The following is a 20,702-nucleotide window of genomic DNA, read 5'->3' as shown; positions in this document are numbered from 1 at the left end:
AATACATTAACGGGTTCTACAATCCGCGCCGCCGACACTCAGCATTAGGCTGGAAAAGCCCGGTCGCTTTTGAACGGAAAGTGGCTTAAACGAGCACTTGGAGCGGCACAAAAGCGTGACAGGTCCAGATTTCCTCCGAATTTTTTGTCGCATCCGCATTCGCTACCTTCTGACCATCGGCTGAGAAGACGGAATGCGCATTCCTTCACCCCAAGTTGAAGGAACACAACATGAATATCGAAAACGGTCGCAAGACCTTGGCCTCGCGCGACGACCTGAAACGCCTTGGCATCAATGTGAGCAACACGACTCTGCTGCGTTGGGAGGCCCGTGGGCGTTTCCCTCGGCGTATCAGGATGGCCGGGACCAGCGTTGCGTGGTTCCTGTCCGAGATCGAGGACTGGCTCGCTGAACGCGCCGACGAGCGCGCCCGCACACATTACGCCAACTACTGATCACCCAGATAAGGAGAGCCGAAATGCGAAAGTCATTTCGTTTCGAAGGTGATCTGCTGTCATCTTCGACCATCAAGGCCGCGCTCGCATGGGCGCGGCACGGAGGAAAGATCATCGCTCTGCATGGGGTCGATGAGAACGGCAACTGCACCTGCGGGAAACCCGACTGCAGAAGCCCCGGCAAACATCCTATCGCAGAGTTGTTTCCGAAGGGGCAGTATAGCGCCACGAGCAACACTGCTAAAATCCGCCGCGCGTTCAAGAAGTACCCCAATGCCAACTTCGGTGTCATCCTTCCACCGGGCATGGTTGTGCTTGATGTTGACGGCCCGGAGGGGGCCGAAACCTTCAAGAAGCTGAACCTGCCCCCGACTCTATCGGTTCGAACAGGTCGCGGAACACACTACTATTTCCGCGTGTCAGAGGCTCTGCCCAAGAGGAAAGCGCCGCTCCCCGGCATAGATATCAAAGACAATGCAAGTGGATACCTCGTTGGCCCGCCCAGCATGCATAAGAGTGGTCGCCGATATCGCGTGCGTCGCGGAGAGACACGCTTGGCCGTGTTGCCTGCCGACTTCAAACGCGCACTTAATCGCGACGAACGCCGCACAGCCCAGATCGACACGGTGGCCTCATTCAAGTCCGGAAGCCGCAACAACGAATTAACCAAGATTGCCGGATCACTCAGGTTTCGCGGATTGGCCGAAACTGCCATCGCAGGCGCGTTGCAGGCGATCAACGCGGTGGCGTGTAGCCCGCCTCTCGACGCCGATGAGGTCGAGCGCATCGCGTCCAGCGTCGGTAAGTACGAGGCGGGTCACGAGGCCGCATTTGGCTGGTTGGGCGATGTCGAGGAATCCACTCCGCAGTTTCTTGCATATCCCTATATCGTGAAGGGTGCCCTGACCGTTCTCGACGGGAACATGGGCCAAGGGAAATCGACCTTCACCTGCGCCATTGCTGCCGCCGTGACGACCGGGAAACCGCCGCCATTTGTGGGTGACATCGAAAAAGGCTCAGTCCTGTTCATGTCCGCCGAGGATGATCCATCGCGCGTGCTGAAACCCCGCTTGATGAAGGCAGGTGCCGATGTCTCGAAGGTCCGATACCAAGAGGAACCGTTCACCTTGGACGAACGCGGCTTGGCGTTGCTCCGGCAAGAACTGTCGGCAAACACGCCCGCGCTCGTGGTGATCGACCCGATCATCGCCTTCATGAAGGACGGTGCGGATGGGAATAAGGCAACCGAGACCATGCACTTCATGGTGCAGATCGACCAGTTGGCACGCGAGTTCGACACGGCCATCCTGATCGTGCGGCACCTTCGGAAAGCGCGTGCCGATCATGCCATGCACCAAGGTATTGGATCGATTTCGATTTCCGCTCGGGTGCGGTCGGGTCTAATCCTAGCGCCGCATCCTGACGACCCGCGCTTGCGGGCGGTGGCCCACGCGAAATCGAACTATGCCGAACCCGGACCGACAATTGTGTTCGAGATGCAAAGCACCGGCCCGCGCTCGCACCCCCGCGTGAAATGGCATGCGTGTGAGCCTGAGTTGACGGTGGTCGATCTACTCGCACCACCTGAGGCCGAACGGGGCCGACCACCACGGGAACGTGACACGGCGACCGCGTGGCTGGAAAGTGCGCTTCGCAAAGGCCCGGTCAAGAAGAAGGTGCTGGACGGTTGGGCCAAGGAGGAAGGGATTTCACTCCCGACGCTCCGGCGCGCGGGCGAAGCACTCGGCGTGGTGAAATCGAAGGAAGGGAAAGCCTCCGTCTGGGCGCTGCCCTGATCCGTACCACCAGCATCACTTGCTCAGAAGTCGCACACGTGTGGGATTTTTGAGCAAGTGTTCATCCCCCACCGAAAACCGCGCTCGCGGCCTTGGCGGCTCAGGCGCGTCACATAGCAGAAGGAAATCCAAGATGACCAAACACGAAAAAATGCAGAACCGCCTGAAATCCGCAATCCAGCGGGCAATCTTGAACGAGGGTAAGACGGAAGGCACCAACGAGGTCAACCTTACCAACACCGATGTTGTCGAGGCCCTGCTGGAGATGGCTGGTTTCTATGCCTCTTTCCACGGCTTCGAGACGTATTCTCGAAAAGAACTTTCGTTCAAACACGCACTGACAATTTTGGGTCATATCGAGCGATTTGAGAAATTGCGCAAAAAGGGGAAAATCCCCATGACCGTGATCCCCCGCTCGAAAATTCACTAAGCCAAGGTGCGGCGGCAGCGGCAGCGGCTCAGGGCCTAAAATCTCGGCAATCGATATGACCCCTCGTCTGCCCGCAGGGCGCGCGCCGTTAAAAAAAGCACCTCCCCCACCCCCTGTGGTCACCCTGCGCCAGCACCGCATCGTGCACTGCGCGGAACGCCTCGGATCGACCCGTTGACTATCTATCAGTCTGTCGGATGCGAGCCGGACCCGAATTGCCAAGTCTTTTCATACGGTCCGCGTTCGCGCTGGGTTTCGGCATAGCGTGCCGGGTTCCACTCGGGTGGCAAACTGCTTGGGCGGTCATTCTTGAACCCATCCCTTTTTGTGGAAGTGACGCAGCACGATGGCGCGGTTGAACAGGGGGAAGCCGACCCACAGGCCGTTGGCCGTGATCAGCGACAAGAGCGCCCACAGGAACATGCCCTTGAACAGGTAGTAGAGCGGACCGAACAGCAGGCACCACAGGCGGTGCCAGTTGCCCAAGATGGTTTGCGTCTGGCCGTTGAAGGCCCACGTAGCACGGATCGTCATTACCGATTTCCTCGTTGGCTGGTTTCGATGCCAGCGCAATAAGATCGGGGACTATCGCCCGTCAAGGTAATTCCCGTGCGGTCACGGGAGACCACAGGGACAGCCATGCCGATGCACCGTGCCTGTGCAGGTGCCGGGATGATCGCCGTGAGTTCAGCGCATGGCGCGCCAGCCGGGATCGCGACGGTATCACCATGCGCGAAGCACACCCCGGCACTTCTGGCTCAATACAACGCCGCCGCGCGCGCGTTTTGCTCTCCCTGCTCGGGGTTAGTTGCAGGCGCTGGCTGACAACCTGTCGATTTTGGTGCTTGAGCGCATAGCCAAGGCCCTCGGCATAAACGTCTCCGAAATCTTCAAGCCGCACTAGGGTTGTCCCTGACATGCCCACTGACCTCGTCTTATCGATCTGCATGAGAAACTTAGGAGATCAAAATGACTGACATCATCACACTGAAAGCCCTTTGCGAAGAACTCAAGATCGACCCACGCGAGGCCCGCGAAAAGCTACGCGCCGCAGTTGGTGACGCAAAGGCGCACCCAGAACTGGCGAAGGCCCGCAAACCACGCACACCGTGGCAATGGTTGAAAGGGTCTCAAGCAGAAAAAGAAGCGAGACAATCTCTAAACTTTATACGGAAATGACTTGCAAGAACCAATCGGTAGCTTTGTCCGTTCCAATAATACGAGACGCCATTGCTCACTCGCGACAAAATAAAAAAATTCAGATGATCCTCAAAGTTGCGTAGTTTACGTTGCTCAGGTCAACCGACAGCTCATCGACAAAGACGGACTTGTAAGCGCCAGCGTCGAACCCGTCGAATTTGACCCCTCTGTCATTGAGGCTGCCAAAGATGCGGCAAAGTGCTGAAACGAAAATGGGAATAACGTTGAGGTAGACTTGGTGGCTTGGATAGCGGTTTGCTGTCGCGTGGCTCAGTATTTCTTCGAATTTGAGTTCAGAGTTGATCTGCGCCAGTAACTTCTCGCGATTGCGCACGCCCATCCTGCCTTCCAAATGCGGCGATGCTAAAGTCCCATCGAGACGGAGGTAAAAGTCATCGAGACGGTAGCATTGTCTCATGGTGTGACCAGCGCCAACCACTTCGTGAGCGGCAAAAATAAATTCTGCGCCCCGGCTTCGATCAATGCCGCCGTTTAGAGCCATTTCTTCATTCCAACTGGAAAACAGCGGGTGATCTCTGTGATGTATTGCGTTTCGGAGCATGATGAGGACAGCAGTGTCTGCGCAAGAAAAGTAGTCGAATTCCGCTTTGTCGACATCGTAAAGGCTATGAAATGCTTCTAATTTTGCTTCAAACGTTCGATCAAGATTGTGCACTGCTTCTTCAAGATCGATCTTCTTCAGGCCATCAAACTTAAGGTTTGCCTCTCCAAACAACCTCATGGCATTTGCCAAACGGCTTAAAGCATTTTGTTGTACGTTCATCTTTTCAACCGCACCCGCAATCGACGCGCCCGTTCTTTGAACGCGACCTCACCACCTTCTAGAATGTCACAAACCGCCTTTCGGATTTCAGCGTTTTCCAACCCGCCGGACAAGTAAGTAATTTCGGGTAATTCCCCCCTCGTGTGGTTCTCTGCGTTAGCAATGATGATTTGGTCGGCGTCTGTATTGATCACCAGATTTGCGTTGTGGGTGACCATTATCACTTGTCGCTTTGCTTTTGCCGCGATGAACAAGTCGACCAATTCATCGTTGACCGACTTTGGGTCCAAGTTTTCTTCTGGCTGATCGATAATCAGAGGGCGTGTGTCAGCATCATCCAGCGCCAAGTAGAGTAGCAGAAGCACAATTCCGCGTGTGCCAGGCGACAACTTGCGAATATCTACGCCATCAAAATCAATGCCGTATTGAAGGCTGATATGATCCGTGGAATACAACCACTTGGCAAAACGCTTGAGCCAGTTGCGATACTCGATCTCATCCGATTTCGTAACATTGGCATGCTCGAGCAAAGCAGACATGTGCTCGGCCCGAAAAGCTGCCATGGCCTTGCCTACGGCATCTGCATCTCCAGTTTCCCAAATGGCTTTGAGGTCATTGTTGACTTTCGACAGGAACGTGCCAGCGCCTTTGAATGGGGTATCCCTGCGTAGATCGATAAGGTACTTTTCTGCGAAGGCCGCCCATCTGTCGACGTCGACCGAACGGGATACTGTAAACGACATTTTTTTGAGGCTTCCGGTTGAACCGGACAGTCTATCAAGCAAGGGCTTATAGAGTTCTGTCAGAACGGCCTGTTCAGAGGTAACCGCGCTAAATACTCGAGCATAGGCTTCATCTCTTTCCGTCTGCAACTCTGTGATACGTGCACGGGCTCCTTTTGCGGCCTCAAGTTTTTCGTTCAAGATGGTAAGAGATGTAGTTTCTGCTGAAATCTTCGATGTGAGGGCGGAGAATTGCTTTTTGGTCACTTCATCGACAGAAACCAACTTTTCAAGCCGCGAGATTTCGGCTTGCAGAAGCGCTAAAGGTTGCTTGCTGAGCTCAGCATCTTCGGGAATTAGAGAGGTCTCCGAAGTCGTGGGAGCTGGCGGGGGGACACCCTTCCAAGAGCTTATAGATTTTTCGCAGTTCTTAAGAAGTTTGACGAGTTGGGCGTCGACATCACCTGTGTAGTCAATCCGAAACGCATCCCAATCACTATCTTTTATCTGACTAGCCTTTCGTCGCTCCTGAGTTGCTCGCAAAAGTTCCGGGGCCTTCGCTGTTCTTAGGTCCTTCACATCATCAGAAAGCCCCTCTAACGCTGACTTTTGCTGATTGAAATGCCGAAGGTAACCGCGAACTGTTTCGGCCGCCGTTGAGAGCGCGTTTAAACGTGCCATTCGGGCTTCAGAACCCTTGACGATCAGCTTGCCACGATCTTCGTTCAGTCGCTCAATGAGTTTGTTTTTGGCCTCAATATCTGCAGTTAATTTGGACACCATGCGAACTTGTTCGTACTCGGTACTAATCCGATCCGATAACGAAACGATTGTTTCTTCTTCGCGCTCTCTGGCGTGACGAAACCGAGCCGACTTCAGCTCAAGCAGTTCTCGAAAATCAAGCGCGCCCTCCCTATCCGTCAGTGTGTGGGCCTCGTAAATCACCCGTTCGATTTCGCGCAGGAGGCCGTCGGTCATCGCATCCGCCGAGCACAAGTCCTCTACAAACTGCTGAGAAAGATAACGCGCGCGCGGATTAACTACGTCTGGATGATCACGGCCATCAAGGTATCGTGTTGTCGGCTCGCCCGCACGCCATATCGCCTTCACGTTGGCGTCCCCCAATAGATCGTTTGCGCGGCTCAAGAAGGACGGGCTTGGCTTGGAACTGTAGCCGCCCTCAGAGGTTTGTGGCGTAGTATCGCAAACTGAGGCGACAATATCAGCCAGCGCAGTTTTGCCAGAACCTCGAGCGCCGATTACGGCAACAAGCCCATGATTGAAGCCAATACGAGGCGTCTTCGCCCATGGTGCGTTTACGAGTTCAATTTCGTCGATGAGCTGAGACGGTGTTCCAAAGCGCGGGGGTGCTTCACCAACAAAGGCGCGCCCTGCCGGATCAATGCAGGCCTGCCGCAGGGCATCAAACTCTAGCCCTCCTTTGATCCAAGAAAAACGGTTTCCGTCTGGTTTCCCTACGGTCGTCGTTTCGTGGCTGTCGCTTCCATGCATGCACGGCTTCAACCCCCCATAGCTTGACATGAGTTCCTCGGTGGACGCGGTCCGAAGGCCCAGCCAAAACTCACGTTGTGCAACACTACTCGCAAAAATGACGTCAGCGAATTTCTCAATCTCTTGCCTTAGGGTCGCATCAGCAGCTTCCTTTACGCCAGAGGTCCCGTCGTCTTTGCTTCCGGCGACCGCTACAAGAATGTTTTCTTGAGCCCATTTTGACTTGTCAAACTCATCTCGAAGCTGGTCGAACCCGACTTTGAACTGTGTAGCACCATGCTCCAGAGCAAGCTCGTCAGTGGTTTTGGAGGGGTCTGTAAGACGCCCTAAGCGGATTAGATCTTCCTTGGTACAGTTGAAGCTTTCATCATGGGCACGAAATCTAAGGTTTCGAACAAACGCCTTCGCTTTCTCAAGATGGTCAGAGTCTTCAGGACTCACCATGAGGTGCATGTTCACCCACCCACCCTTGGTTGTGCCAATTCCAATACGCAGCTCAACATTCAGAAAGATCAATTCTATTTCGCTCAGCCGTCCGCTTTGCTTGGCTTCCCGTACTTTCTCGTAGGTATGGGTCAGGTAGTAATCAGTGACACCCAATGCCTTGATTTTCGGTGACGCGTTTTCCAACGCAGTGAGATAATCCTCCCACGCATTTGGCCCCATAAACTGATCGTTCATGACTGTACCGGGGGCATGAATATGTGGCTCCCACCTGCGCCACTCTGAACCTTTATTTGACACTGGCCAATAATCCACTTCTTAATGTTCACTTTCCCCAAATCGCTGGAAACGCATCACTAATAGTTTTAACAAAACCGCGAATGGCGACCACAACGCACTCAAACAGATGCACTTTTAGGATGCAGCAGGAACCACTCATTTCAAGACTAACCGTATGCTGCTTAGACTTCACTCACAAAATGCTACCCAAGGGCGAGTTCGGCCAAGCTGCTAGAATGTTCCAAATAGCGGCCATTCAAATGGAATTGATCTGACCAATCCATTATGGCTCAGGCTGGTGGCACCCAATCGGCACCCAAGCGACTAACCCGCAACAGCGTCCCTAAGCAAGAATGCCAATTACTCGTTATGTTACAGAGAGTTAAATGGTGCCCAGGGGCGGAATCGAACCACCGACACGAGGATTTTCAAGCCTCGATGCCCTTCAGGGTCGACACCGAGCGCCTTGATCGCTCCCCACACTCAAATGATACCCGGCGCCTCCCAAGGCCTTCACGGCTCATGGTCGCCGACGATCAACGTACTGACCTGCTTAGGGAAATTTGGTAGCGGAGGAGGGACTTGAACCCCCGACACGCGGATTATGATTCCGCTGCTCTAACCAACTGAGCTACTCCGCCAAAACCGATGCGGTAGGTATGCCAAGGATGACAACCCGTCAAGCCCGAAAGCCGCAGTTTTTTGAACTATTCAAACGCCGTGTGATGCGGGCAGGCATTGCATTGAAAATCCCGCGTGGAGCAACCCGCCGCGCAGGAGGCCGATCCGGAGAAAACAGTCGCAGGATCAACACGCTTTCGACAGGAAGGTCCGAGGCAGCCGCGCCCCTCGGGAACCTTACCCTACCGCGTAACCGCATGCGTGCACTGCGCTGCCGCTTCGGGCGCTGCGCCCAACACCCCACCGCGCAACACCAAACTGCGCGTGGCCAGCTTGCGACGAAAATGCGGGTCATGGCTGACAATCACCATCGCTTGCGGCAAGGATTGCAATATCTCGACCAGACGCGCCTCGTTTTCCTCGTCCAAGGCATTGGTCGGTTCGTCAAGGAGCAGCACCGCAGGCGACATTGCCAGAACCGCCGCCAAGGTCACCAGCCGTTTTTCGCCGCCCGAGAGTTTATGTGTGATCCGGTCGCGCAGATACATCAAATCCAAGAGGGACAAAACGCTGTCCACCTGCGCCATCGCCTCATCGCGGCTTTGGCCCAAGTTCAGCGGTCCGAATGCCACATCCTCGGCCACGGTGGGGCAAAACAGTTGATCGTCAGGATCTTGAAACACCAATCCGGCACGGCGGCGCACCTCGTGGAAATCCGCCTCCTTTTGGCGCGGGGCATCAAAGGCAATGATCGCCCCCGCCGTCGGGCGCAACAACCCGACCATCAGGCGCAGCAGCGTCGATTTTCCCGCGCCGTTATGACCGTTGATGGCCAAACGCTCCCCCTCGTGCAATTGAAACGACGCCCCGGCTAACACCGGCGCACGCCCCGCATAGGCGAAATGCACATCGCGCAGATCAAACAAACACATTTGCAACCTCGATCCCGACTAACACCGCCAGAGCCACAGCAAATCCCGCGACAAATTGCCAATCGCGTCGCCGCATTTCAAACCGCTCAAGCAAGGGAATACGCCCTGTGAACCCTCGACATTTCATCGCCCCCAAAATGCGTTCGGATCGCTCGATCGCCCGCACCAACATCATCCCGACGAGATATCCATAGCTGCGATAGCTGTGCCAATTGCTGCGCGGTCTGAACCCGCGCGCGCGCATGGCTTGGCGCATCCGGGCGTATTCCTCACCCAGAACTTCGATGTAGCGCACAGTAAACATCATCAGCTGCACCAACCGTTCCGGGCAGCGCAGCGCATGGAGCGCATGACCCAATGTCACCGCCTCCATCGTGCCCAAAAGCGCCAGCATCGCCAAAGCTACCGCATTGGCGGTCAGCGCGATTTGCACCGCATGGTACAATCCCTCGCGGCTGGCCTCGAATCCGAAGATCGTAAACATCGGCGTGCCCGGCGTGGTAAAGGGCAACATGGCAATCAACGCAAAGATAAACAAATCCATCGCCGCCATCCGGCGCAGGGTCGATCCCACTGGCAAATGTGCCATGATCATCAATCCGGTCGCCATCGCCAAAGCAGCAAAGAGCGCCACCAACTCCGACAACCCGACCGTGACCAAAGCAAATCCGACGGACAACACCACCCGCGCACGCGGATCAACCGCGCCGAACCGCGCCTGTGGCATCGTGCGCACCGGCGCCAGAGAGGCCAGAATGCTCAAGGTCCGCCATCCAGCTTGCGCCGCGCGGCGATATAAAACCCGAGCCCGAACAGCCCGGCAATATAGCCCAACCCGCCCAGCACATCTTGCACGCGCCGCGTCTCTTTCAAGGCCATGACTTCGCGCCGCAGCGGACGCAATTCATCTTGCAACATCTGAGCAAGGGCCTCTTGCGCCTCCACAGGCATCACAGCGCCCACACCGCCGCCCACCACATCGCCCGGCGCAGAGCCACCACCGGACCACGCCAACCCCGCGCCTGCGGCCTGTGCTTGAGCCTGTGCTCCGTCATATCGCACAGCCTCGGCGGATGTATCGGTCAAGCCACGCGGCAGCTCATCCGCCTCCAAACGCACCTGCGCCACATGGCCGGCACCCAGATCGGCGCGAAAGACATGCCCCACGGCGGCCACCGGTCGAAAAGTAAAAAAGCCCTCCTCGTCGGTGATGGCGCGGCCTAACACCGCCCCCTCATCGTCGGTTATGATCACCTCTGCCCCTCGGGCCATATCGCCAGAGGAAAATCCGATCTCACCTTCGATTGTCGCCCCCGAAGCATAGACAGAGGCGATCACTTTATGCGCGGCCGCTGGCATCGCCAGCCCCGCAACAAGACCAAAAGCACAAAGACAAAGGCGCATCGAAGCAAGGCCAATCGCCCTGCGGGTCTTTATTGGTATCGCGGTCATCCCCAAGCCTCCTTCATAAATAGCTCCGGTTTGACCTGCCGAGTCAACATCACCGCCGCGCCGGTGAGCAAAGCTTCGATCACCATCACCGGCGCATGCGCCACCAGCACCAGTTTGGCCGCCGGCACAAAAGCATCCCCCGTAAGCGCCAAGGCGAAGGCGACCAAAACGCCCGTCATCGCCAAGGAGGCCGCACCGGCGACCCCACCCCAAACCGCCGCCCTGCGCGCCGGTCCTTTGCGGATCACCGGCGCGCACAGGAAATGAACGGCGACCGCAGGCGCGGCAATCAACACCGTGTTCACCCCCAAGACCGTCAAACCGCCAAAACCAAAAAAGACCGCCTGCAACAACAGCGCCACAAATAGCGCCGGAAACGCCGCCCAGCCAAGCACAAGCCCCGCCATCCCGTTCAGAATCAAATGCACTGACGACGGGCCGATCGGGACATGAATCAGCGAGGCGATAAAAAAACTGGCGCTCAGGACGCCTGCCGCCGGAATACGTTCCACCGGCAGGCGCTTGAGCCCCATTGCAATGCCGCCCAAGGCCACAACCGCGCCGCCAATGACGACGGGGTTGGACAGAGCTCCATCAACAATATGCATGGCTCACTCCATCTCAAAGGCGCGGATCCAGATCACCGCGTCCTGGCTCAATGGTTTGCCTTCATGGGTTTTGTCCGGCCCGATATCAAGCGCCGCAAACCCCCAATGCCCCGCGCGCGGCACCGCAAATGTGAACATGCCGTTGTCGTCTGAATGAATCACCACCGCGCCACCCGGCATTGGATCGACGCTGGCGGCGCCTGCCGACGCGGTTTCCATATCCGGCAGCGACGCGATATATTCGACTTCGATTTCGGCCCCATCGACCGGAACGCCATCCGCCATCACGCGGCCGGTAAAGCTGCTGCCCGCGATAATGTTATAGGGTTTCGACAGGGGAACAATCTCTGCCGGCAGGCCCAATTCTTCGCTCCAATCGGTCGGCATTCCGGCACGGTTGACGAAACTCTTGGCAATCTGCTGGATAAAGATATCTTCGCTTTCCTCATAATAAGGGGCCGGTTGCAACGCCAATACATAATCGCCCGCCCGCCGCACCGGCAGCATCGCATCATAGGATTTCGCGGTGTTTTGCGCCCCGGCAAATGTCGTCGGTGACAGTTGATCGATCAAATCGATCCGTTGGCCGCGATGCAGGACAAAAAATGCCTCCGGCACGCCCATATCCATCACGAACCCATTTTCGAACGGATGCCAAAACACCAGCTTGAGCGGCAAATCTTGCGACCGTTCGGGCAAAACGTCCGGCGTATAGATCAATTGAAAATGCGCCTGTGCGGGAGTGGACATGCCAACCCCCAACGCCAGCGTGAGGGTCGAAAACGTCCTAAAAATAGCGTCAATACGCATGTGTAGTCTCCTGTCCGATGGACCTTGCAAAAGAGCAAGGCGCGGCAAGGGAACGGGGTGCAGGCGCGGAAAATCTTCTGCGCCAGATGCCTACCCCGGCATCCGGTGAACATGGATCGCCGCATAACACGGCAACCACTTAGGGCAGGTCTCCTGACTCGCGGGTCATTGCTTTGCCAGCCTTCCCGAGACAGCGTCTCAGTGGCATTCGTCGGCATCGCTCACCGCTCACAGTTGCGGGGGCAGTCGCGGATTCGGCGCCAATTGGCTACTCCTCACCGTGTTCCCTTTTCATCCGAGCATGGGTTTACTCAGAACCATAAGCACGCCCAATTGGCATTCTTCGGCCTGCGGTGTCAACTGCGGTGCGCAGCAAACCCGCCCGCGCCGGTTCGTTGTCTGCAAAGATTGGTCCGTGCAGGCATAGACATGGCATCAAAGATGAGCAGCCACGCATGGCCGCATGTGTGGACAGATCAACGATAGATGCGCTCCATCAGAGTATCAAAGATACAAACGCCTCGATCAGGCACCGCCAAAAGGCGAGACAGCGATTGACCGACAAACCAATCGGCCCCGCGCATCACAGCGGTCAACGCCGCCCACCCGGAGGGGAGCGGTTTGCTCCTGCGCGATCAGACCCTCATACGCGCCAGTCAAAGAACCCTTCGCCCGCCTGCTCCAACAGCTTGGCTGCCATCGCGCGGCCCATCTTTGCACCATCTTCAACGGCGCCTGTCGCCTCATCGAAAATGCGTTCGGAGCCGTCAGGACGCAGCACCTCACCGCGCAAACGCAATGTGTCACCGTCCAGCTCTGCCAATCCGGCAATCGGTGTCTCGCATGACCCGTCGAGCGCCGCCAGAAATGCGCGCTCTGCCGCCAATCGTTCGCCGGTTTCGCGGTCATGCAGCGCTTCCAACATTTCGGCCATACGCATATCGTCCAAACGCCGCTCGATCCCGATCGCGCCTTGTGCAATCGCCGGCAACATATCATCCGGTTCGATCGCGGATTTGGCCACATCCGCCATACCAAGACGGTTCAAACCCGCCATCGCCAGAAACGTGCACACCGCCACGCCGTCTTGCAATTTCTGCATACGCTTTTGCACATTGCCGCGAAATTCAACCACCTCGAGATCGGGGCGCGCAATCAACAATTGCGCGCGGCGGCGCAAGGAGGAGGTGCCGATTTTGACCCCTTCGGGCAGGGCTGCAAGGCTCTCGTGATCAAAGGAGACGAAAGCATCGCGCACATCTTCGCGCGGCAAATAGCAATCCAGGGTCAGCCCCTCGGGTTGCAACACCGGCATGTCTTTCATCGAATGCACCGCAATGTCGATGTCGCCCACCAACATGGCCTGTTCGATTTCGCGGGTGAACAATCCCTTGCCGCCGATCTCTTTGAGTGGACGGTTAAGCACCTTGTCACCGGTGGTTTTGATCACGACGATCTCAAACGCCGCTTCGGGTAAATCGAACGCCGCCATGAGCCGGGACCGGGTCTCATAGGCCTGCGCCAATGCAAGCGGCGAACCGCGGGTTCCGATCTTGAGAGGCTGGGCGGGTGTGGGCAATGTCAATGTCATGGCGCAGGTCTAGACGTGGCGGATCGTCCTGACAAGAAGGCGATGCTTGACATCTTGTCGCCCCAAGGCGACCACGGGGCCAAACCGGAGGTGCATCATGGCTCAGACAAAGACAATCCTGCGCGCGTTGGCGGGCGAAACCCTACCGACGCCGCCAATCTGGATGATGCGGCAGGCAGGGCGCTATTTGCCCGAATATCGCGCCACGCGGGCGCAGGCGGGCGATTTTTTATCGCTGTGCTATAATCCTGACCTCGCCGCCGAAGTGACCTTGCAACCGATCCGGCGCTACGGGTTTGATGCCGCGATCCTCTTTGCCGACATCCTCTTGTTGCCGCAAGCCTTGGGCGCGGATCTGTGGTTCGTCACCGGCGAAGGACCGCGATTGTCGACCATCACCGGCGAAGACGATTTCGCCGCGCTCAAAGGTGTGGATGCGATCCATGATACGCTCTCGCCGATCTATGAGACCGTCAAAATTCTATCGCGTGAATTGCCGACCGAGACCACATTGATCGGCTTTGCGGGCGCACCTTGGACCGTGGCCACCTATATGATCGCGGGGCGCGGCACGCCGGACCAAGGCCCTGCCCATGCCCTGCGCGAAGGCAACGAGGCGCTTTTTGCGCGACTGATTGATTTGATCACCGCAGGCACGATCGAATACCTCGACGCGCAAATTCAGGCCGGCGCCGAAGTCGTGAAAATCTTCGACAGTTGGGCCGGATCGCTCAAGGGCGAAGCCTTTGAGACATACGCGGTCGAACCGGCGCGCAAAATCACCGCCGCATTGAAAAAACGCCATCCGCATATCCCCATCATCGGCTTCCCGCGCGAAGCAGGCGACGGATACATCGGGTTTCACGCCAAAACCGGCGTCGACTGTGTGGCGCTCGACAATTCCATCACCCCCGAATGGGGCGCGAAACACGTGCAACCCGATGGCTGTGTGCAGGGCAACCTTGCCTCTTCGCATATGGTCACTGGCGGGCAAGCTTTGATCGATGAGGTGCGCCATGTGCGCGAGGCGTTCTCCAACGGCCCGCATATTTTCAACCTCGGGCACGGCATCACACCGGACGCAGATCCCGAAAATGTCGCGCTGATGATCGAAACCCTGCGCGAAAACGCCTGACCGTCCATCCGAAGCGATCCTTGCGGGGCAAAAGCGCAGCCCGCCAAACACAAAGCCCCGCCAAATCCGGCGGGGCTTTGTGCGGTTATACGCTCACACCCATTTGGCCATCGGCGGCAGGCTCATCAACACCGCATTGGCATCATGGCCGGTCTCTAACCCGAATTTCGTGCCGCGGTCATAAACAAGGTTATATTCTGCATAAAGCCCGCGATGCACGAGCTGCGCGTCTTTATCGGCCTCGCTCCACGGCTGGTTACGGCGCTTTTCGGTGAGAGGCAGGAACGCAGGCAAAAACGCACGACCGATGTCCTGGATCAAGGCGAAATCAGCCGCCCAATCGCCAGAGCAGTGATCATCGAGGAAAATCCCCCCGACCCCGCGCGCACGGTTGCGATGCGGGATATAAAAATACTCGTCCGCCCATTTTTTCAAGCGCGGGTAATGCGCCGGATCATGCGGATCGAGATGCTGTTTTTGCACATCGTGAAAATGCGCCGTGTCCTCATCATATTCGAGGCAAGGATTCAAATCCGACCCGCCGCCGAACCACCACGCATGCGGCGTCCAAAACATCCGCGTGTTCATGTGAACGGCGGGCGCATGGGGGTTTTGCATATGCGCAACAAGGCTGATGCCAGAGGCCCAGAAACGCGGATCTTCGGCCATGCCCGCGATGCCTTTGCGCGCCGCCATCGCCGCCTGCGCACGCGGCGCAAGAGTGCCGTAAACCGTCGAGATATTCACCCCGACCTTTTCAAACACCCGCCCGCCGCGCATCACCGACATGAGGCCCCCGCCGGCGTCCGAACCGTCATCCGAGGCGCGCGTTGTTTCGCTGACCTCGAAACGGCCTGCCGGCAAGCCCGCCGTTGGGCCGCTGGTCTGGCTATCTTCCAGCACCTCAAACGCCGCAACAATCTCGTCACGCAGGTTGCGAAACCACGCCGAGGCGCGGGATTTTTCATCCACCATTTCAGAGGTGACCATCGGGGCATCTGTCATTCGGCGTCTTCTTTCCTCGTCTTCTTTCGTCGTCGGTAACGGATCAATGCGCGGGCGCGGATACCGGATCGAGCAAGGTGCGCCCGCCGTCCACTGTCATCACCTGTCCGGTCATGAAGCCCGACGCATCACAGGCAAGATATTGCACCGCTTCGGCCAATTCCGACGGTGCGGCGATCCGCGCAAGCGGCGTGTGCCCCTCGATGTCTTCGCGGTAGTCCGAATTCTCGCGCAAGGTTTCCTTGAGGCTGGCCGACATCACCGACCCGAAGGCCACGGCATTGACGCGAATCCGTTGCGGCGCCAAAGCCACGGCCAAACTGCGCGTCATTTGATCAAGCGCAGCGATCGAAATCGAATAGGCCATCAAATCAGGGTGAGCAGTGCGGGCGGCGATCGAGCTGAGATTGACGATGGACCCTGCCGGCCCTTCGCCATCACGCGATTGTTTCATCATCCGTTTCGCCACCAGTTGAGATAGCCGCAACGCCGATATAAAGTTTTGCTGGAGCAGCAATTCAACGCAATCCTTATCAGGATCGAGCGGATCCGCCGAAACGATCTGCCGCGCGCCGTTGACCAGAATATCCACCTGATCAAAGGCATCAATGGTTGCAGACAACAGATTGGCAATGGTCAGTTTCTCGCGCAGATCGCCGGCGAAATACCGCGTGTTCTTGCCCTCTTCATTGGGGCCAAGTTCGTCCAACAACCGCGCTTCGTCGATGTCGGCAAACACCACATTGGCCCCGCGCGCCGCAAAATGCCGCCCGATGGCAAGCCCGATCCCATTGGCCGCGCCGGTGACGATGGCGGTTTTACCCGCGATAGAAAATGACATGGAAGCTGCCTTTTGCTGATTCCGTTGGGGGAAGGGTAAGCGATCCAGCGCTTAGGTGCGAGAGCGCGCTTTCGGGCGCTGCGCATGCAGAACCTTGAAGCGGTTATCGCCCGCCACCTCTTCAACATGGGCAAAACCGGCAGTCAATGCCTCTTCATACGGCAAGTGCCGGTTGGCAACCATCCACAGGTGCCCGGACGGCGCCAACATCCGCGCCGCTTGCGCAATGAACATACGGCCAAGCTCTGGTTCGGCACGGCGGCCGGTATGGAAGGGCGGGTTCATCACCACAGTATCGACACGCGGCGCCGAAACATCCTTCGGCGGCATCCACTGCGTCGCGTCCGCCCAGTGAAACTGTGCGCGCCCATCGACAACATTGCGCTGCGCACAGTCCAACGCCGCATGATCTGCCTCGACCAGATGAATGGATTTGACGGTGGTACGCTCAAGAATATGCCGCGACAGATACCCCCATCCGGCCCCCAGATCGACGATATGCGCGCCGATCTTTTCGGGCAAAGCCTCGGCCAAAATCTTCGACGCGGGATCAATGCCATCGGCGGAAAACACCCCCGGCGCGGTGTAGTATCCGCCTTCGATTTGTTGATTATCAGGCAGGGCCCAATCGGAGAATTGCGGCGCGGTATGCCCAGCCAAAAACCACAGCAGCTTGCCATGGGCTTTTGACACCACGCCTGCCACATCAACCCGTTTGCGCATATCCTTGAGCACCGATTCCACCCCATCGGTTTTTGCGCCGTCGATGATCACCGGACCGTCCGTGACGGATTCGGCCAAGGCCACCAGTCCCCGGGCCAAAGCCTTGGCGCGCGGCAAAACCACCAAAGCCGCGCCATAGCGACCTTCGGGAGCGGAGTTGCAATCATACCCCTGCGCGGCAAATGCATCGCGGTCGGGGCGGAACCCTGTGATGATATGACAGCTTTCAAGGCCCAGCGCCGAAAGATCAGTATCAGAGCGCGGGGCGAACACCGCAATGCGCAGCCCCGCTGGCAAAATCAATCCGCCCGCCAAAGCGGCCTCTAACCGTGATCCCGCCATCAGAAAAAATCCCGTGTCCGGCGCAGCGCGCTCATTCTTTTTCCATCGTGCATTGCAGCGGGTGCTGGTGCTGCTGCGCGAAATCCATCACCTGCATCACCTTGGTCTCGGCGATTTCGTGGCTGAATACACCGACAACCGCGAGGCCCTTCTTATGGACGGTCAACATGATTTCGAAAGCCTGCGCGTGGTTCATCGAAAAGAACCGTTCGAGCACCGCCACAACGAATTCCATCGGTGTGTAATCGTCGTTGAGCAACATCACCTTATAAAGCGGCGGACGTTTGGTTTTGGGGCGGGTTTTCAACGCGAGCGCAACGTCGCCGTCATCCTCGTCGTCCTCATTGTCCGACATCCGTACAGAAGCGGTCGCGGGCGTCAGACCGGGCAATAGATCCCCCCGCAAGGTCATAACATCGGACATTGGATCAGCAGGCATGGCAACGGGCATGGGGCTATCGGTATCTCTTGAATTGGCGGGGTGTGATTGGCATCTTCGGGCTGTATATAACCTTATAGGTGGCGCTGAAAAGAGGGGCGGACGGAGAGAAATGGCGAAAAACCTGACAACTGTCGGTTTTGATGCGGATGACACGCTTTGGCACAACGAGCGTTTCTTCCATCTGACTCAGGCTCATTTTGCCGATCTGCTCGCTGATTATGTAGAGCAAGAGCACCTGATGGCGCAGTTGCTCGAGGCGGAAAAACGCAATCTCGGTCACTACGGGTTTGGTATCAAAGGTTTTGTTCTCTCGATGATTGAAACCGCTATTGACGTAACCGGCGGCCGCGTACCCGCCGACGTCATCGCGCAAATCATCGCCGCAGGGCAAGAGATGCTGTCCCATCCCATCGAGTTGCTGCCCCACGCCCAAGCCGCCGTCGAGAAAATCGCGGATAGCCACCGTATCCTATTGATCACAAAAGGTGATCTCCTCGACCAAGAGCGCAAGCTGGCACAATCGGGTTTGGGCGATCTATTCGACGGGGTCGAAATCGTGTCGCATAAAACCCGCCCCGTCTACGACGAGATTTTCGCCCGACACGGCGACGGACCCGCGCGCGGCATGATGATCGGCAACTCGATGAAATCCGACGTCGTGCCGATGGTCGATGCCGGTGGCTGGGGGGTGTATGTCCCTCACGGGTTAAGTTGGGCGATTGAACATGCCGAACCGCCCCGCACCGCGTCACGCTACCACGAAATTACTGACCTCGGCGCCATTGCCGATTTGGTCCAAAGCATCGGCTGACCTTTTAGCAACGCTTTTCGAAAAAACCGCCAAATCTGCCGCCACATTCCTGCCACAATTGCTGATCTAGTGGGCCGCCCTACCCTCGCCGCTAAATGTGCTATTTTCACTGCAATTTCATTGTGCTCCTTAGGAAATCAAAGCTTTCGCGATTCTTCACCCCGTGCTAGCCTCAAAACAAATCAATAAGCCAGTCGGATAACCGGCGGCACGAGGCAGAAAAAAGGTGAAGACCGTGATGGTTCGGCGTAGGCAGCCGGCCCGTATTGGGCTGTATATTCTTGCATGTATTTGGATGATCCTCGTCGTGCCGCTCAGTGCGGTGGCCGCGCCCTATGCGGCCTATGTGGTCGACGCACGCACCGGAGAGGTTTTGCATTCCCGCAATGCTGACACCCGGTTGCATCCCGCATCTCTCACCAAAATGATGACCCTCTACATCACCTTTCAGGCTGTGGAAGCCGGTGAAATTTCGATGGATACAATGGTGCGGATTTCGCAACATGCCGCCAGCGAACCGCCCTCGAAACTGGGTCTCAAAGCCGGTCAGAAAATCAAACTACGCTATCTCGTGCGCGCCGCTGCGGTAAAATCCGCCAATGATGCCGCCACCGCCATCGGCGAAGCACTTGCAGGGTCCGAAGCGGCCTTTGCCCGCCGGATGAACCGCACCGCCAAAGCGCTCGGCATGACGCGGACAACCTTTAAAAATGCGCATGGATTGACAGAAAGTGGGCATATGTCCACCGCCCGAGATATGACGATTTTGGGCCGCCACGTCATCTATGACTATCCACAATATTATAACCTGTTTTCTCGCAAAACCGCCGATGCCGGCGTGCGCACCGTCACCCATACGAACAGCCGCCTGCTCTCGGCCTATCGCGGCGCGGACGGCATCAAAACCGGCTATACCCGCGCGGCCGGATTTAACCTTGTGGCCTCTGCCGAACGCGGCAACGAACGGGTCATCGCCACGGTATTCGGGGGCCGCTCCACCGCCTCGCGCAACGCCAAGGTTGCAGAATTGCTCGATCTGGGCTTTCGCCGCGCCCCAAGCCGCGCGCCACTGCGCAAACCCAAAAAACCGGGCGTTCAGCACAACGAACCGATCGTGGTCGCGGGCCGCAGCACATCGGACGGCAAAGCCGGCAAAACCATCCGCATCATGACGGCTGTCAAACGCAGTCTGCGCCCGCTCTCCCGCCCGGCCCCGACCGTCGCGCCGGAACCTGCCCCCGTGGTCGTCGCAATGAAAGACGATATTCTTCAGGCACTGACCGAGGCAAACGCCAGCAAGCCCACCGCCGTACAAACCGCTTTGGCCGCTGCGGCCGCCTCCCCGCCCCCCGCCGCGATCCCTGCTTCCATCGCCCCCAGAACCAGCCTCAAACCCGCCGCGCGCCCCAAAGATGTGGTTTTGGCCAGCGTCGCCCCGCAACGCCGCCCCGAACCCGAGGTGGTCACCCGCGTCTCGACATCCGGCGGACGGCATTGGGGCATCAATGTTGGCCGGTATCCCAGCCGCTATAAGGCCGAACGCGTGCTTTTAACCACCGCACTCAACGAGATGAGCACTCTGGACGGCACATTGCGCAAAGTCGTGCGCCGCACCTCCGGCTTCGATGCCAATTTCATGGGCATGAGCCGCGAGACCGCCGATTTGGCCTGTCGCCGTTTGGCCGCACGCAAAGTCACCTGTTTCATGATCGGACCCGCGAGCTAAACCTCCGCATACTCCGAAACAGACAAAAGGGCGGCCCTTCG

Annotated in this window: 20 protein-coding genes, 1 tRNA gene and 1 riboswitch; of the genes, 7 read left to right on the top strand and 14 right to left on the bottom strand. The window is 57.5% G+C overall.

Annotation, left to right across the window (positions count from 1 at the left end; all coding sequences use genetic code 11):
- The first annotated feature begins 230 nt into the window (after positions 1 to 230).
- The 3 genes from DI396_RS14955 to DI396_RS14945 all read left to right on the top strand — a co-directional run bounded on the left by DI396_RS14955 (position 231) and on the right by DI396_RS14945 (position 2,681).
- Complete coding sequence (locus DI396_RS14955; RefSeq protein ID WP_110797062.1) at positions 231 to 455, top strand: helix-turn-helix transcriptional regulator; 225 nt, start codon at positions 231 to 233, stop codon at positions 453 to 455.
- Between the two features lie 23 nt (positions 456 to 478).
- Positions 479 to 2,251, top strand: a complete 1,773-nt coding sequence (locus DI396_RS14950; protein ID WP_110797060.1) for a bifunctional DNA primase/polymerase — start codon at positions 479 to 481, stop codon at positions 2,249 to 2,251.
- Positions 2,252 to 2,384: 133 nt separating this feature from the next.
- Complete coding sequence (locus DI396_RS14945; protein ID WP_110797058.1) at positions 2,385 to 2,681, top strand: hypothetical protein; 297 nt, start codon at positions 2,385 to 2,387, stop codon at positions 2,679 to 2,681.
- 303 nt (positions 2,682 to 2,984) lie between these two features.
- On the opposite strand, the gene DI396_RS14940 is transcribed toward DI396_RS14945, so the two are convergent.
- The gene (locus DI396_RS14940; RefSeq protein WP_110797057.1) at positions 2,985 to 3,215 is read right to left on the bottom strand and encodes a hypothetical protein; all 231 of its coding nucleotides are present in this window, start codon (positions 3,213 to 3,215) and stop codon (positions 2,985 to 2,987) included.
- Positions 3,216 to 3,650: 435 nt separating this feature from the next.
- Here DI396_RS14940 and DI396_RS14930 point away from each other — a divergent pair, with 435 nt between their 5' ends.
- The gene (locus DI396_RS14930) at positions 3,651 to 3,860 is read left to right on the top strand and encodes a hypothetical protein (protein ID WP_110797055.1); all 210 of its coding nucleotides are present in this window, start codon (positions 3,651 to 3,653) and stop codon (positions 3,858 to 3,860) included.
- Positions 3,861 to 3,939: 79 nt separating this feature from the next.
- On the opposite strand, the gene DI396_RS14925 is transcribed toward DI396_RS14930, so the two are convergent.
- The 9 genes from DI396_RS14925 to hemC all read right to left on the bottom strand — a co-directional run bounded on the left by DI396_RS14925 (position 3,940) and on the right by hemC (position 13,636).
- Positions 3,940 to 4,665: a hypothetical protein gene (locus DI396_RS14925; protein WP_110797053.1), complete on the bottom strand. Its 726-nt coding sequence runs from the start codon at positions 4,663 to 4,665 to the stop codon at positions 3,940 to 3,942.
- A complete protein-coding gene (locus DI396_RS14920; protein WP_110797052.1) occupies positions 4,662 to 7,643 on the bottom strand; it encodes a TrlF family AAA-like ATPase in 2,982 nt (993 codons plus the stop codon). Before DI396_RS14920 ends, DI396_RS14925 begins: the two co-directional genes overlap by 4 nt.
- Before the next feature lie 543 nt (positions 7,644 to 8,186).
- Positions 8,187 to 8,263 (bottom strand) — tRNA-Met (locus tag DI396_RS14915).
- A gap of 222 nt (positions 8,264 to 8,485) precedes the next feature.
- Positions 8,486 to 9,175 carry an energy-coupling factor ABC transporter ATP-binding protein gene (locus tag DI396_RS14910; RefSeq protein WP_110797083.1) on the bottom strand — a complete coding sequence of 230 codons (690 nt, stop codon included), beginning with the start codon at positions 9,173 to 9,175 and terminating at the stop codon, positions 8,486 to 8,488.
- Entirely contained in the window at positions 9,162 to 9,938 is a 777-nt protein-coding gene (cbiQ, locus tag DI396_RS14905; RefSeq protein WP_235851900.1) for a cobalt ECF transporter T component CbiQ, read from the bottom strand. Before cbiQ ends, DI396_RS14910 begins: the two co-directional genes overlap by 14 nt.
- The gene (locus tag DI396_RS14900) at positions 9,935 to 10,627 is read right to left on the bottom strand and encodes a carboxypeptidase-like regulatory domain-containing protein (protein WP_235851899.1); all 693 of its coding nucleotides are present in this window, start codon (positions 10,625 to 10,627) and stop codon (positions 9,935 to 9,937) included. Before DI396_RS14900 ends, cbiQ begins: the two co-directional genes overlap by 4 nt.
- A complete protein-coding gene (gene cbiM / locus DI396_RS14895) occupies positions 10,624 to 11,235 on the bottom strand; it encodes a cobalt transporter CbiM (protein WP_110797051.1) in 612 nt (203 codons plus the stop codon). Before cbiM ends, DI396_RS14900 begins: the two co-directional genes overlap by 4 nt.
- Positions 11,236 to 11,238: 3 nt before the next feature.
- The gene (locus DI396_RS14890; RefSeq protein WP_328588353.1) at positions 11,239 to 12,045 is read right to left on the bottom strand and encodes a DUF4198 domain-containing protein; all 807 of its coding nucleotides are present in this window, start codon (positions 12,043 to 12,045) and stop codon (positions 11,239 to 11,241) included.
- Positions 12,046 to 12,171: 126 nt separating this feature from the next.
- Positions 12,172 to 12,382, bottom strand: a riboswitch (cobalamin riboswitch).
- Between the two features lie 306 nt (positions 12,383 to 12,688).
- Entirely contained in the window at positions 12,689 to 13,636 is a 948-nt protein-coding gene (gene hemC, locus DI396_RS14885) for a hydroxymethylbilane synthase (RefSeq protein WP_110797049.1), read from the bottom strand.
- A 97-nt stretch (positions 13,637 to 13,733) separates the two neighbouring features.
- On the opposite strand from hemC, the gene hemE reads away from it, so the two are divergent.
- Positions 13,734 to 14,771: a uroporphyrinogen decarboxylase gene (gene hemE, locus DI396_RS14880; RefSeq protein ID WP_110797047.1), complete on the top strand. Its 1,038-nt coding sequence runs from the start codon at positions 13,734 to 13,736 to the stop codon at positions 14,769 to 14,771.
- 93 nt (positions 14,772 to 14,864) lie between these two features.
- Here the strand turns inward: hemE and hemF are convergent, their stop codons facing one another.
- From hemF to clpS, 4 genes are read right to left on the bottom strand one after another with little or no spacing between them, the layout of a single operon-like run.
- A complete protein-coding gene (gene hemF / locus DI396_RS14875) occupies positions 14,865 to 15,776 on the bottom strand; it encodes an oxygen-dependent coproporphyrinogen oxidase (protein ID WP_235851898.1) in 912 nt (303 codons plus the stop codon).
- A gap of 43 nt (positions 15,777 to 15,819) precedes the next feature.
- On the bottom strand, positions 15,820 to 16,617 hold the full coding sequence (locus DI396_RS14870; RefSeq protein WP_110797045.1) for an SDR family NAD(P)-dependent oxidoreductase: 798 nt from the start codon (positions 16,615 to 16,617) through the stop codon (positions 15,820 to 15,822).
- 51 nt (positions 16,618 to 16,668) lie between these two features.
- Positions 16,669 to 17,682, bottom strand: a complete 1,014-nt coding sequence (locus DI396_RS14865) for a class I SAM-dependent methyltransferase (RefSeq protein WP_110797043.1) — start codon at positions 17,680 to 17,682, stop codon at positions 16,669 to 16,671.
- A gap of 31 nt (positions 17,683 to 17,713) precedes the next feature.
- Complete coding sequence (gene clpS, locus DI396_RS14860) at positions 17,714 to 18,037, bottom strand: ATP-dependent Clp protease adapter ClpS (protein WP_110797078.1); 324 nt, start codon at positions 18,035 to 18,037, stop codon at positions 17,714 to 17,716.
- A 196-nt stretch (positions 18,038 to 18,233) separates the two neighbouring features.
- On the opposite strand from clpS, the gene DI396_RS14855 reads away from it, so the two are divergent.
- Positions 18,234 to 18,935 carry an HAD family hydrolase gene (locus DI396_RS14855; protein ID WP_110797042.1) on the top strand — a complete coding sequence of 234 codons (702 nt, stop codon included), beginning with the start codon at positions 18,234 to 18,236 and terminating at the stop codon, positions 18,933 to 18,935.
- Between the two features lie 238 nt (positions 18,936 to 19,173).
- Complete coding sequence (locus tag DI396_RS14850; protein WP_407936316.1) at positions 19,174 to 20,661, top strand: D-alanyl-D-alanine carboxypeptidase family protein; 1,488 nt, start codon at positions 19,174 to 19,176, stop codon at positions 20,659 to 20,661.
- Positions 20,662 to 20,702 lie beyond the last annotated feature (41 nt).

It is taken from the genome of Litorivita pollutaquae (genome assembly GCF_003205515.1).
In the GTDB taxonomy this organism is placed as follows: Bacteria; Pseudomonadota; Alphaproteobacteria; order Rhodobacterales; family Rhodobacteraceae; genus Litorivita; species Litorivita pollutaquae.
Note: the sequence above shows the minus strand (reverse complement) of the source record. Positions and strands in the feature narration are given on the sequence as shown.